The 13,031-nt window shown below is 71.2% G+C and carries 13 protein-coding genes, 1 pseudogene and 1 other annotated feature; of the genes and pseudogenes, 9 read left to right on the top strand and 5 right to left on the bottom strand.

The genetic code is table 11. The features are described 5' to 3' along the window. Positions 1–18: 18 nt before the first annotated feature. Positions 19–1,113, bottom strand: coding sequence for a TIGR03857 family LLM class F420-dependent oxidoreductase (locus tag ACK586_RS12640; RefSeq protein WP_409330839.1), 1,095 nt, complete (start codon positions 1,111–1,113; stop codon positions 19–21). Between the two features lie 58 nt (positions 1,114–1,171). Here ACK586_RS12640 and ACK586_RS12635 point away from each other — a divergent pair, with 58 nt between their 5' ends. After that, a complete protein-coding gene (locus tag ACK586_RS12635) occupies positions 1,172–2,260 on the top strand; it encodes a phosphotransferase family protein (RefSeq protein ID WP_409330838.1) in 1,089 nt (362 codons plus the stop codon). A 16-nt stretch (positions 2,261–2,276) separates the two neighbouring features. Here the strand turns inward: ACK586_RS12635 and ACK586_RS12630 are convergent, their stop codons facing one another. Next, positions 2,277–3,119 (bottom strand): 3-carboxyethylcatechol 2,3-dioxygenase, encoded by an 843-nt coding sequence (locus ACK586_RS12630; RefSeq protein WP_409330837.1) that lies wholly within the window; start codon positions 3,117–3,119, stop codon positions 2,277–2,279. A gap of 283 nt (positions 3,120–3,402) precedes the next feature. Between ACK586_RS12630 and ACK586_RS12625 the strand changes: the two genes are divergently transcribed. The 3 genes from ACK586_RS12625 to ACK586_RS12615 are packed head-to-tail and all read left to right on the top strand — an operon-like array spanning position 3,403 to position 5,854. Then, complete coding sequence (locus ACK586_RS12625) at positions 3,403–4,062, top strand: cysteine hydrolase family protein (protein ID WP_409330836.1); 660 nt, start codon at positions 3,403–3,405, stop codon at positions 4,060–4,062. Further along, positions 4,059–4,967: an LLM class F420-dependent oxidoreductase gene (locus ACK586_RS12620; protein ID WP_409330835.1), complete on the top strand. Its 909-nt coding sequence runs from the start codon at positions 4,059–4,061 to the stop codon at positions 4,965–4,967. Before ACK586_RS12625 ends, ACK586_RS12620 begins: the two co-directional genes overlap by 4 nt. Continuing rightward, positions 4,964–5,854: an HTD2 family dehydratase gene (locus tag ACK586_RS12615; protein WP_409330834.1), complete on the top strand. Its 891-nt coding sequence runs from the start codon at positions 4,964–4,966 to the stop codon at positions 5,852–5,854. The genes ACK586_RS12620 and ACK586_RS12615 overlap by 4 nt, the downstream gene beginning before the upstream one ends. A 30-nt stretch (positions 5,855–5,884) precedes the next feature. Here ACK586_RS12615 and ACK586_RS12610 read toward each other — a convergent pair whose 3' ends face one another. The 3 genes from ACK586_RS12610 to ACK586_RS12600 all read right to left on the bottom strand — a co-directional run bounded on the left by ACK586_RS12610 (position 5,885) and on the right by ACK586_RS12600 (position 8,771). Then, the gene (locus tag ACK586_RS12610) at positions 5,885–6,478 is read right to left on the bottom strand and encodes a flavin reductase family protein (protein ID WP_409330833.1); all 594 of its coding nucleotides are present in this window, start codon (positions 6,476–6,478) and stop codon (positions 5,885–5,887) included. Positions 6,479–6,596: 118 nt separating this feature from the next. Further along, the gene (locus ACK586_RS12605; RefSeq protein ID WP_409330832.1) at positions 6,597–7,370 is read right to left on the bottom strand and encodes an SDR family NAD(P)-dependent oxidoreductase; all 774 of its coding nucleotides are present in this window, start codon (positions 7,368–7,370) and stop codon (positions 6,597–6,599) included. Between the two features lie 399 nt (positions 7,371–7,769). Continuing rightward, positions 7,770–8,771: a DUF2889 domain-containing protein gene (locus tag ACK586_RS12600; RefSeq protein WP_409330831.1), complete on the bottom strand. Its 1,002-nt coding sequence runs from the start codon at positions 8,769–8,771 to the stop codon at positions 7,770–7,772. A 207-nt stretch (positions 8,772–8,978) separates the two neighbouring features. Here ACK586_RS12600 and ACK586_RS12595 point away from each other — a divergent pair, with 207 nt between their 5' ends. From ACK586_RS12595 to ACK586_RS12575, 5 genes and pseudogenes are all read left to right on the top strand, one after another. After that, complete coding sequence (locus ACK586_RS12595) at positions 8,979–9,164, top strand: hypothetical protein (RefSeq protein ID WP_409330830.1); 186 nt, start codon at positions 8,979–8,981, stop codon at positions 9,162–9,164. A gap of 21 nt (positions 9,165–9,185) precedes the next feature. Next, positions 9,186–10,133 (top strand): annotated as a pseudogene (locus ACK586_RS12590) (IS3 family transposase); the annotation flags it as partial. Continuing rightward, positions 9,467–9,599: a sequence feature (AL1L pseudoknot), on the top strand. (Overlaps the previous pseudogene by 133 nt.) Before the next feature lie 253 nt (positions 10,134–10,386). Further along, complete coding sequence (locus ACK586_RS12585) at positions 10,387–11,346, top strand: alpha/beta hydrolase (protein WP_409330829.1); 960 nt, start codon at positions 10,387–10,389, stop codon at positions 11,344–11,346. A gap of 256 nt (positions 11,347–11,602) precedes the next feature. Next, positions 11,603–12,097 (top strand): hypothetical protein, encoded by a 495-nt coding sequence (locus ACK586_RS12580; protein WP_409330828.1) that lies wholly within the window; start codon positions 11,603–11,605, stop codon positions 12,095–12,097. Between the two features lie 401 nt (positions 12,098–12,498). Continuing rightward, positions 12,499–12,942, top strand: coding sequence for a phage integrase central domain-containing protein (locus ACK586_RS12575; RefSeq protein WP_409330827.1), 444 nt, complete (start codon positions 12,499–12,501; stop codon positions 12,940–12,942). Positions 12,943–13,031 lie beyond the last annotated feature (89 nt).

Here is a 13,031-nt window from a genome sequence, read left to right as displayed (position 1 = left end):
GAGCCGACCGCGGATCGATCAGGGACGGGGCCGGCTGACGGCGGCCACGACCGGGCACAGTTGGCGGGGGGTGCTCCCGTGCAGCAGCAGCTCGTCGGCGCCGGCCGCCCGGTACGCCGCGAGTCGCTCCGCGCACTCGTCCGGCGACCCGACCGCCGAGGCGGCGCTCACCCAGTGTCCCGGCAGCGCGGTCGCGGCCTCGGTGAGTTCCGACCGGGTGCGGACGGAGTCGGCCGCGCCCTTGATGCCGGCCAGTTGAGGGTGGGCCCGCAAGGTCGCCAGGGGGGCGGTGTCCCAGCCGTTCGCCTCGGCCAACTGCTCCCCGAAGCCGGGAATCTGGTAGTAGGTCACCGCCCGGGCGCCGACGACGGCTGCCTCCTCCTCCGGGGGCAGGCCCGAGGCGGTGACCACCGTCGCCCAGACCGTCACCGAGGACGGGTCGCGGCCGGCCTGCTCCGCGCCCTCGCGGACCTGGGCGGCGGCCCGGCCCACGGCCTCAGGCGTCAGGAAGGGGTGCAGGAGGACACCGTCGAAGTGGGCGCCGGCGAGCGCGAGGGTCTTCGGGCCGATGGCGGCCAGGATCATGGGGGGCGGAGGGGCGTCGGGGACGTCGGCGAGCCGCAGAGCCGGGAAGCGGCCGGCGGGCCCCTCGTAGCTGACCTTCTCGCCGCGGAACAGCCGGCGCATCATGTCTGCGTAGTCGATCATGATCTGGTTGGTCACCGCGGGGAGGCCGAGCGCTCTGTAGAGCGCCGGGACCGACCGCCCGAAGCCGAGCACGAAACGCCCGTCGGTCAGCCCCTGCGCGGTCATGGCGAGGGAGGCGAGGATCGCGGGATTGCGCACGAGGAACTGTGTGATGCCGGCCGCGATCCGGATCCGCTCGGTCGTCGCGCCGACGGCTCCGGCGATGACGCCGAGGTCCTTGGTGCCCCATCTCTCGCTGAGCCAGACCGATCCCAGGCCTGCCTCTTCCGCGTCGCGGGCCTGCGGCACGGCCGGGCGGGGGTCCGGTACGCGCCCCGGCAGGATGTATGCGCCCAGGCGTGCTCCCTCCGCGGGTCGTGCCTCGCCGGGGGAGGCCTGAGTCGATGCCGGGTCGATGGTGACCATCCTCGCATTCTGACAGCATGTGCATATGACGCGAGAGGGTGGACCCGCGGTGACGCCGGTGCGTGCCGTCGGAAGCGGTGCGGGCGACGTCCGGACGGCGTTGGCGGCGTGGCTCGAGCAGCGCCTCGGCCGCGCCGGCGGCACCGAGGTGGCGATCGGCGACCTGACGTCGCCGGACGCGGGCTACTCGGGGAAGACCCTGTTCGTCCCGGCGACGTGGACCGACCGGGACGGGGCGCGCCGGAGCGCGGAGCTCGTCGTGCGGGTGCAGCAGTCCGACCACCAGCTCTTCGTGGCCCCGGACGCCCTGCGCCAGGCCCGGACGATGGCGGCGCTCGCCGGCGCGCCTGGGGTGCCCGTTCCGGAGATCCTGTACACGGAGTCCGACGACGCCGTCCTCGGTGCACCCTTCTACGTGATGGTCAGGGTGCACGGCCGGGTGCCGGGGGACATCCCGAGCTGGCATGCGCGGGGCTGGACCGTCGAGCTCTCGCCGGCCGATCGCTCGCTGCTGTACGACAACGGGCTGGCCGCCCTCGTCGCGCTGCACCGCGTGCCACGCACCGCCGAGCTGCAGTTCCTCGCCGAGCCCGGGGAGGGGACCGCACTCGATCGCTACCTCACCCGGCTGGAGGGCTGGTACGAGTGGTGCGGTCCCAGCCGGCGGTTCGGTCCCGAGACGCTGGCCGAGGGCCTGCGGCACCTCCTCGACCACCGTCCGGACGACCCCGCCGAGGGAGTCGTCTGGGGAGACGCGCGTCCCGGGAACATCAGCTTCGGTGACGACCTCTCCGTGCTGGCCCTCTTCGACTGGGAGACCGCGACGACCGGGCCGCCGGGGATCGACCTCGGCTGGTGGCTGATGTTCGAGCGTTTCCTCTGCGAGGCCCAGGGGCTCCAGCGGCTCGAGGGTGTGCCGGACCGGGAGGGCACGATCGCCCGGTACGTGGCCCTCGGTGGTGCGGACCAGCCGCACGTGGACTACTACGAGCTGATGGCGGCGGTGGTGATGACGCTGATCTCGAGCCGGCTCGCCGACGTCCTCGTGTCCAGCGGGAAGACCCCCGAGAAGTACGCCTCGGTGTTCCCGATGCGGGCGGTCGGCCTGGTGCGCGAGTCCCTGGATCGCCTGGGCCGCTCGTCGTAGCCGGAGGCGGTCGCCCTCACGCGGAGACGGCGACCGCCATCCCGGTGATCCACTCCGGGACCGGCTGGTAGACGAGCCGGTGCAGGGGCCGGCCGCCACCGGCAGCGGAGGCGGCGAGCCAGGTGCGCACCTCGTTGGCGCCCGAGCCGGCCTGCCGGTGGGCGTCGTCGGTCAGCCGGAGGAGGGTCTCGCGGTCCCCGGCCTCGAGCGCCTCCAGGAACGCCTCGTCCCAGGCCGGGCGGATCTTCTGCGCCGCCGTCGCCCGGCCCTCCTGGATGAGGCGGGCCCGCTCCTCGTCGCCGAGGTCGTGGGTCGCGACCTCGAGACTCGGCGGCGAGTGGGACAGGCCGCCGGTCCCGATCACCAGGACGCGCTCCCCGAGGCCGTCGAGGAACGTCCCGACCGCGGAGCCGAGGGCCGCCACCCGGTCCGCGCGCGGGAGGGGGGGCGTGGCGCAGTTGATCGCCACGGGCACGACCGGCCGTCCATCGACCACTCCGAACAGATCGCGCATCGGGTGTGCGAAGGCGTGGTCGAGCTGGACGTCCCGGCACACCGCGACGTCGATGCCCGAGTCCAGCAGGTGCTCGGCCAGGGCCAGCGCACGCTCCTGGGAGACCTCGAGCCGGCCCGCCGGGTGGGGCGCCTCGGCGATGATGCCCGCCGACAGCGAGACGGCGAAGGCGGGCACGATCGAGGTGAACGCGTGCCGGTGGTCGCCGCCGAAGAGCACGACGCAGTCGGGGTCGAAGTCGGCCACGGCGGCCCTCGCCCGGGCAAGGCCGGCACGGAAGTCCCCGCCCTCGACCCGCTCGAGATCCCGCTCCTTGCCCGGGCTGTGGCTCGCACAGACCACCATCCGCCGACCCTGCCGCATCAGATGCCCACTGTCCTCGTCCTCGGGGAATTGCCGTGCACACGGTGTCAGATGTCCGCGCCGCCGGGCAACCGCGCGGGGACGGCGGCACGGCGGGATGTGCGCCGGGTGTGGCCGGCCGCCCATTCAGTTGGATGAATGTGTTCATGCCGTCGTCCGTGCGGTAGAACTCTCGGCAGACGGACGTGGTGCTGGTCGCCGGCCGGGCCCGTCAGGACACCCGTCCCGGACGGGTCCCACCCGCCCATGCAGAGAGGCCGGAGGCATGGAGCTCGTCGATCTCGTCGCGCCGTCGCAGACCGCAGTGCTCATCTCGGAGATGCAGCGCGGGATCGCCGGCGACCTCGCCGGTCCCGTCGTGGCCGACATGGCGCGGGCCGTCCGGGACCGCGGGGTGACCGGCCGGCTCCGCGACCTGGCCAGGGGGGCCCGCGCGCACGGGGTCCCGGTCGTCCACGCCACCCTCCAGTACCGCCCGGGCCGCGTCGGCGTCCGGATCAACACCCCGCTCATGGCGGTCACGCTGCGGGACCCCGGGCACATGCTCGAGGGGACACCGCCGACCGAGATCGTGCCCGAGCTCGGGCCCGAACCCGGCGACATCGTGGCCGCCCGCCGGCACGGGATGTCGGCGTTCACGGGCACCGATCTGGACACCATCCTGCGCAGCCTCGACGTCCGGACCCTCGTCATCGGCGGGGTCTCCCTGAACGAAGCGGTCTTCGGCTGCGCGATCGAGGCGGTGAACCTCGGTTACCGGGTCGCCACCGTGCGGGACGGGACCGCGGGGCTGCCCCAGGAGTTCGCCGAGGACATGTTCCGCCACGTCTTTCCCCTGCTGGGCGCGATCCCCACGGTGGACGCCGTGCTCGCCGCCTGGGCCGAGGCACCACCCACGACAGCGACCAATGGAGGAGATCGATGAAGCTCAACTTCCAGTTCCCGGCCCGCGCGGTGAAGCACTGGGAGACCTGGGTGGGGGAGCACCACCTCGCCGAGCTCGCCGTCGCCGCGGAGGAGAACGGGTTCGACATGGTGTCCTCCACCGATCACCCGTTCCCGGAGACGGGCTGGCTGGAGAACGGCGGTCACCACGCCTTCGACCCATTCGTCTCGCTGGCCTTCATGGCCGCGGCGACCCAGCGCATCCGGGTGATGACCTTCATCCTCGTGTCCGCCTACCGGCACCCCTACGTCTCGGCGAAGGCGACCGCCAGCCTGGACCTGCTCTCGGGCGGCCGGCTGACCGTGGGCATGGGGGCCGGCTACCAGAAGGCGGAGTTCGACGTCCTCGGCGCCGAGTTCGACGACCGCGGTCCGCGCTTCGACGCCGCGATGAAAGCCATGCAGGCCGCGTGGACCGGCGAGGTCCTCGAATACGACGACCCCTACTTCCCCGCGCACGGCCACGTCATGCTGCCCCGTCCCGCCCAGCGGCCGGGTCCGCCGATCTGGATCGGCGGCAACGGCAAGGTCGCGCTGCGCCGCGTCGCGCAGTACGCCGACGGGTGGTGCCCGTTCGAGCAGCCCGAGGCGATGGCGAAGGTGACCTCGACGCCGGCGCTCGCCTTCGAGCAGTTGAAGGAGCGGGTCGACGAGCTCACGCGGATGCGGGTCGAGTTCGGCCGTCCCGCCGAGGTGGACGTCTGCTACAGCCCGCACATGGGGCGGGAGCCCGAGCGCAACGTCGAGATCCTCAACGCCGGCTTCGCGTCCTACGCCGAGGCCGGGGCCACCTGGGTGTCGATCGAGTCGAACGCCCGTTCCTTCGACGACTGCATCCGGGAGATCGAGCTGTACGGCAAGGCGCTGGACCGTCCGGCCGCATGACCGACGCACCGCACGCGTCCGTCGGGACCGATCCCTTCGCCTCCCTGGCGGACTGGCATCCCACACCGGTCGAGGACGCGGCGCGCCTCGACCCGGGTCCGGTCGCCGCCCTGTCCCGCGCCCTCGACCATGCCGCGCCGGCCGCGGGGGAGGGAGACGAGCTGCCTCCGCTGTGGCACTGGCTGTCCTTCGCCGACTGGCCGGTGCGGAGCAACGTGGGGGAGGACGGGCACCCGCGGGAGGGCGGCCTGCTGCCCCCGATCCCCGACCGGCGCCGGATGTGGGCCGGCGGATCCGTCGTCGTCCACGAGCCGCTCCTGGTCGGCCGGGAGATGCAGCGCCACGTCGAGGTGGTCGACGTGCGCCGGGTGTCGGGGCGTTCGGGGGAGGTGGCCTTCGTGAAGGTCCGGACCCGGATCAGCCAGGACGGTCGGCTCCGCGTGGTGGACGACGTCGACGTCGCCTACCGGTCGGGGGAGTCACCGCAGCGGCTGCACGCCCGGCCGACGGAGGAGCCGGCGCCGCAAACTGGGCACCCCGTGAGCTGCGCGTGGCGGGCCGACGAGGTGCTGCTCTTCCGGTTCAGCGCCCTCACCGCCAACTCCCACCGCATCCACTACGACGCCCCGTACGCGCGCGACGTCGAGGGCTATCCGGGGCTCGTGGTCCACGGCCCCCTGCTGGCGCTGCTCATGGTCGAGGGCGTGCGGCGGGCCACCCCGCGCGCCGTCCGCATCGTGCAGTACCGACTGCGCGCGCCGGTGTTCGTCCACGAGGAGTTCGTGGTCGACGGGTCGTTCCGGGAGTCCGACCCCGACGTCGTCGACGTCCGGGTCGCTACGGCGCGGGAGGCCGGACACGCCACCGCGGAGGTCACCCTGGCGTGAGGGAACGGCTCGGGCGCCGCTGCTCGACCCTCAGTGAGCGTCGAGCAGCGGCAGGCCCCGGCGGCGACGGGCGTCGTTCGTCTGGTGGATGTGGTTGCGCTCGTACTGCTCGGTCCAGGTCGACGGCAGCCGGCTCCACGCCTTCCCGATGTCCAGCTTCGGGCCGCCGGCCAGCTTCTCCGAGGCGACGACGTCGCAGATGAAGACCGTGTTCTCGTCGTTGTCGACGGAGTGCACGACCCGGCCCTCGACGTAGCCGAGCGCGTCGAGCAGGATCGGGACGCCGGTGACGCCCTCCTTGGTGCGGAACTGCGCCATCTTGTCGCCGTCCCGGCCCGAGCTGCCGCCGAGGCCCATCAGGATCGCCAGGGACGCCTCGAGCAGGGACTCCTCGGCGGCCAGGAAATGCATCGCGGCGACACCGGACTCGAGCACGAGGTCGTGCGTGAAGTTGTACTTCGTCAGCCCGAACTGGAAGCGGGGGGCCTCGTCGATGATCCCGGCCGATCCGGCCGACAGGGACATGAGACCGTTGGTGCGGCCCTGCGAGATGGTCGTGATCGCCACCGGAAAGGGTCGGAGTCCGGCCATCAGGGCGTTCGCGGTCTTGGTGTCGACAGTCATCGGAGCGTCCTTCGCCGGGTGAGAGGGGCCGCAGCGGCACGGTGGTCGGACCTGCGGCACACCGCGCCGGGCCAGGAGATCCTCACATAATTCTGACAGCGTGTCACCGATTGCCGAACTAGCCCTCGCCGGAGATCGCGTCCCCGTTGATCGAGAACCCCCCGTCGGCAGTGAGCTCCGAGCCGGTGATGAACTCCGCCTCGTCCGAGGCGAGGTAGAGCGCGGCGTGCGCGATGTCCATCGGGTTGCCGATGCGGGTCAGTCGCCCGCCGCCGGTGTGCTGCCCGGAGTCGCCGCGACCGGAGACGACGCGACCGACCAGGATCGTGTTGGCCCGGATGCCGTCGGGGGCTCCTTCCACCGCGAGGGTGCGGGTCAGGCTGTTGACCGCCCCCTTCGCCGCCCCGTAGGCGCCGAACCCGCGGTAGCCCGCAACCGACTGACCTGACGAGATGTTGACGATCGACGCCCCCTCCGCCCGCGCCAGGTGCGGCCAAGCGTACTTCGACGCCCAGAAGACGTTGCCGGTCAGCGTCCCGGTGAGGATGGCGTTCCACTCCTCGGTGGAGAGTTCGGCGACCGTTTTCACGGTCGAAGCGACAGTGGCTGTCGGCGCCGCGTTGTTGACCAGCGTCGTCAGCGAGCCGAAGCGCTCGGCGACGCTCTCGACCACCTCCCGGACGCTGTTCTCGTCCATGATGTCGAGGGGCACGAACTCCGCCTCACCGCCGGCCTCACGGATGCGCTGCACGACCTTCTCGCCGCGGTCCACGGTGCGGCCGGTCACGGCCACGCGGCATCCCTCGGCCGCGAACAGCTCGGCGATCGACCGCCCGATGCCTCGTGTGGACCCCGATACGAGTGCCGTCTTGCCCGTCAGTCGTCCGCTCATGAGCTCGCCACTCCTCCCGTTCATCTGACAAGGTGTCGCTGGACGAGAGTGCCACATGGCGCCGGTCGGGATCACGCCGTGACGTCGTGGACGCGGCGTGGGAGCGCGGGCACGCCGACTGCCGACCACCAGCGCCCTCGCCCCGGCGAGTTGGCGCCAGCGATCCGGTCAGCGTCCGGCCCGTCCCGTGCTGTTTCATATCCGCTCCGGCTCGCTGGCTTCCGTGTCGCACCCACGCGCGCAGCTGGCGGAGCGCGTGTGCACGAGGATCCGCGATCGATTCCTCCTGGGGCTCGTAACTGGCGCGGCGAGGTGAGTCGGTGCCGGGTTGCGCCATGAACGTCTTCCCCATCCTCGGCCGGTGGCAGCCGATGCGCGGTCCGATGGCCGTAGGCACGGTCAGCCAGTGGTCAGCAGCTCCGGCGCGAGCGTGGGCACGTCGTCCAGCGTCCGCAACAGGTCGTTCAGGTGAGTGCAGGACGACGTTCCGCTGAGTTCGCCGCGGACATGCTGCCCGAGGGTGCCGACCTGGCGGCCGACCAACGCCGACGCGCTGGCCGCTGCCAACGGGCACTCCTGCCACGGCAACACGCGGGGTTCAGCGGTCACAGCCACCAACGTCAGCCCATCGACAGCCACCCGCGCTGCCAAGCCGTACTCGTGGACCACCGACTCGTCCCCGTCCGCATCGACGTAGCTGTCCCGGAACATCGCCTCGACACGCAGCAGATCTCCGTCGGGAGCAACGTCCATCAGCCGGCGGCGACGCATCTGCCCGGGAGTCAGTGGTGGCATGGCGTGCCACCCGATGGAGTCCTGTGCATCGATGATCGGCGGGGCCGTGGGGCCGGAGAGGCGTGGCATGGCGCCGCTACGCCTGATGGCCAGCATCATCGTTCCGTCGGAGCGCCAACCGGAGCAGATGTCGGCCGGCGGGGTGTGGCCCAGCAGGGGCGCGCCCGCCGGGGGGCCGACCACCCATGCGTAGCCGGAGATCACGACCGCACCGGGGATGTCGTCCAGCAGCGCGTGCAGGGGTGTCCGTGCAGCCGCGTCCGCGGGCGCGGCCGCGCTTAGTCGGGCCCTGAACCCCGAGAGGGCGGGGAAGCCGACCAGGTCGCTGACTCCGGGCAGGTCTGGGCGGCTGCGCATTTCCACGATCGAGCGGCTCCCGGACAGCTCGACCGTCGCTTCGACCTCTGCGGTGCCGAGTTGGGTCACCGATCCGTCGAGCGAGGTTCGCAGGTCGCGGGATGCTCCGTTCAGCACCAGGTGGCCGGCAGGGCCGTTCGGGTGGCTCAGGTCGAGGTTCGAGGTGCGGCGGACCGAGGACGGCGGACGGTCGGGGACCGAGGAAGCAGCGTCGCGCGGCCCGTGTCCCTCGTGAGGGGGCGTCAGCACCTAGCGCACCCCACACGGGTCTCGGACGGCCCTGCCTCCGGACATGGGCACTCCCCTCCGATTCGCAGCGCGCTCCTGCGGTAGTGCACTCATCTCCACGTGCAGCCACCGCAGGGTAGCTGCGCTGACCGCTCGGTAGCATCGGACAACGTTGAACTTCTCGGATCTTGAGTTGAGGTGATGGCCTCTCGATCCGAGGAGTTATCGGTGTCGCTCACTACCCTCGCCCTGACCGTTGAGCTGCCTGAGCTCGATGAGTCGCTGACCTGGTCACAGCTGGAGGCGTGGGCGGTGGCGATGCGCGAGGAGTTGCCCGCGGCCGCGTTGGCCGCGGCGTTGGAGGACCTGCAGGACAAGCTGATTGAATTGTCCTGGATCTGGCAGAGGCTCTGATCTCGCAAGGAGACTGAGACCGTGCCAGCACCCCGCACATACGACGAGGAGACCCGCGCCCGAGCCGTGCGGATGTACACCGAGCGCCTCCGCGACCTCGGTGAGTCCAAGCTGACCGCCCGCAAGGCGGTGGGGGCAGTGCTGGACATCAACCCGGCCACGCTGCGCAACTGGGTGGAACGCGAGGAGATCGACTCCGGCGTCCGGCCCGGGGTGACCAGCGAGGCGTCGGAGAAGCTCAAGGCGCTGCGCCGGGAGGTCGCCGAGCTGCGCCGGGCGAACGAGATCCTCGAGACCGCCTCGGCGTTTTTCGCCTCGGCGGAGCTCGACCGCCGACTCAGGTAGTCATCGACTACATCGACGCGCACAAGGACCGCTTCGGGGTCGAGCCGATCTGCCGCGTGCTCAGCGAGCACGGCCTCCCAGATCGCCCCGAGCACCTACTACGCGCGCGTCGCCTGCCCGGTCTCGGCCGCGGAGCTGTCCGACGCCCACGCCGCGAACACCCTTGTCGACCTCCATCGGCGCAACCGGCGGGTGTACGGGGTGCGCAAGCTGTGGCACACCGCCCGCCGCGCCGGGCATCCGTGGGGCCGGGACCAGGTCGGCCGGCTGATGGCCATCGCCGGCATCGACGGCGTCCGCCGCGGCCGGCACCGGACGGTGACCACCCGACGGGATCAGACCGCGCCGCGGCACCCGGACCTGTGCGACCGGGCCTGGGCGTCGCCGACCCGACCGGACCAGTGGTGGGTCGCCGACTTCACCTACGGCTGGACCCTGGCCGGGTTCGTCTACGTCTCCTTCGTCTCCGACGTCTACTCCCGCCGCATCCTGGGCTGGCGAGTCAGCCGGTCGAAGACAACGCCGCTGGTCAGCTCCGCGCTGGAGCAGGCGCTGTTCACCCGCCGCCGCGGCAACACCGCCTTCACCGCCACCGGGCTGCTGCACCACTCGGATGCCGGGTCGCATACGAGTCGATCACGACCACCGACGTTGACGCCGGAAGCGCCTCCTGCAGCAAGCGCACGGCAGTCACCCGTCCTCTATGGAAACGTCGTCGGGACGCTCCCGCGGGAGCGGGGTCCACAGCTATCAGCTGTGCGAACCCGGGCGGGCGGCACCTGTCACCGAAGACGCTCGTCGCCGGGATGCGCGCACCGACCGGGAAGATGCCGCAGCCTCTGGCGCGAGCCGATACCCACGACCCCAGGAGACCCCCATGTCCGACCCGACGTACCCCCCGGCCGCTGTGCCGACGAGTATCAGCGACGCCGCTAGGCAGTTCCTCTCCCAACCGCGTGCCTCGGCTGAGTACCCGGCGCAGGACGACATCGAGGGCTGGGAACGGCACATCGCCCGGTCGGACTCCTACATCCGAAAGTACGTCCTCGCCGCGGCCCTGCCTGTGCGGGTCGAGGAGCGGGAGGTGGCAGGTGTCCGCACCTACGTGGCCCGAACGGAGGACGCCCGCGACGAGGCCGGCCCCGTGTACCTGGATATACATGGTGGCGCGCTGATCATGGGCGGTGGCGACCTGTGTCGGGCCTTCACCTCTGTGACGGCGATGACCAACGGCATGGTGACCTGGGGTGTCGACTACCGGATGCCGCCGCGGCATCCCTACCCGGCCGGGCTGGACGACTGTGTCGCCGTCTACCGGGCCTTGCTCGAGGTCCGCGACCCCGGCGACGTCTTTGTCGGCGGCAACTCGGCCGGCGGCAACCTCGCCGCGGCGCTCATGGTCCGCGCGAAGGAGGAGGGGCTGCCCATGCCGGCGGCGTTGGTCCTCGAGACGCCCGAGGTGGACCTGACCGAGTCAGGGGACTCCTTCGTCACGAACCTGGAGTTCGACAACGTGCTCGGGCCACTGATCGAGGTCAACCGGCTGTACGCCGGCGGCCAGGACCTCGCCGATCCGCACCTGTCGCCGCTGTTCGCCGACGTCACCGGCTTCCCGCCCACCTTCTTGAAGGCAGGCACTCGCGACCTGTTCCTGTCCAACACCGTGCGCATGCACCGCAAGCTGCGCAACGCAGGAGTCGATGCTGAGCTGCACGTCTTCGAGGCGATGCCGCACGGTGGTTTCGGAGGCACCACGCCCGAGGATCTCGACGCGGCCGCAGAACGCCGTCGCTTCCTGGATCGGCACCGCCGCCAGGACAGACCGGACCTTCTCTGATCCGGGCGAGCGGTCGGATGCAGGCGCGGGCGGCGAAGGGCACGAGCTGCGTGCGGTCGTGAGTGGGCTCGAACGCCGCCGCGGGCGAGCAGTTGCTCGTGCGAGTGCTGCGCCACGTCCCCCATGCAGCCGCTGGGGGTGACTGGAGCCGCGGCTCACGGGCCGCATCGACCCCTGCCCGAACCCGGGACTGGTTTACGACGGCCGGCTGTACGCCGCCGAGACCGACCTGCCCTCGCCCCTGCCCGTCGAGCTCATGGGCACCGCAGCCGGCCAACGGCTACTGGCCGACGACCCCGACGGCCGTCAGGTCGACCTGCCCTGCCGCACCGGCTTCGACCGTCGGGTCCCTGAATCACCCGGCGGCCGCTACGTCGTGACAGTTAGCAACCTCGTAGATCTGCAGACCGGAACCACCATCTGCACCGACGAGTCGCTGTGGTGGACCGCCATCGATGACGACGGTCGCGGCTGGGGCCGCCTCGACGGCACCATCACGCTCCGGGTTACCTACGACGTCGCCGACGGCTCGATCACCACCGCCGAGGTCCCCGACGCCGAGGCTCCTCTCGCCATCACGACCGAACACCAGGGCGTCTTCGGAGCGGCCGGCGACGGCACCGACGTGCCGCTCCTGGCCCCACAGGGCCTCGACCGGCAACTACAGCCGGGCCTCGGTCTCCGCCGGGGGACCGGCGCCGCCGGGCGGACTGCGCACCAAGGCGCAGGCAATGGGAGGATCCGGCACTGACGTCGACCGGCCGCACCGGCTCGGGCGTACGCCGCAGGCTCCTGCTGGTCTGGCACCGCGCATGCGAATCACGGACCAGCCATCCTCTCCAGCCCACCGCGGGATTCCACGTGCCCACGCTCGAACACAAGGACTGGCCGCGCCGAGCGTGCGCGACGAACTTACGACGAATAATCAACCGCAAGTTCCACGTATCAGTCAGCGCCGGTTAACGTCAAACTCGTCATTCACCAGCGCTTTCGTCGCTGGCCAATATTTACCGACAACCCTGGCGCGTAATCGCAGGGTTACTGGTTCAAGTCCAGTCGGGGGAGCTTGACCAGCATGTTCGCTCGTCGCTAGCGGTTTGGCCGCAATAGATGCATCATTTACTCACCAAAACTGGTGAGGATGGTGTCGCCGTGGGACGGCCCCCGCAGCCCGTAGGGACGTACGGCAGGGTCTACTTCGTCGAGCAGCCCAGCGGCGAGACGCAGGCGCGGACCAGATTCCGTGACTACGACGGCCGCATCCGGATGGTGACCAAGGTCGGACGGTCGCGGGCGGCTGCCGAGCGCGCGCTCAAGGCCGAGCTGACCAACCGCCAGGCCTTCGGTCGTGGCAAGGCGGTCACCGGAGCGACCAGAGTGGAGGCGTTGGCCGACGCCTGGTTGGAGGTCGACCACGGCTGGTCGACTGGCACGCAGCGCACCTACCGGTCGGTGGTCAGCAAGCAGGTCAAGCCGGCCCTCGGTCAGCTCTGCATCCGCGAGGTGACTCCTGGAGTGGTCAGCCGGGCGCTATCGGCCATCGCCAGGAGCAGCGGACCGGGTGCGGCCAAGACAGCGCGGGCGTGCGGGACCTGACCCCGATCAGTGGACACGCTGAACCCAGGCTGAGCCTGGAGGAAGCGAGATGATCGGCTCGTGGTGCGGAAGGTGTACTCGGAGGAGTT

Source organism: Trujillonella humicola (assembly GCF_046233715.1).
In the GTDB taxonomy this organism is placed as follows: domain Bacteria; phylum Actinomycetota; class Actinomycetes; order Mycobacteriales; family Geodermatophilaceae; genus Trujillonella; species Trujillonella humicola.
This window is presented reverse-complemented; position numbering and strand designations above follow the sequence as displayed.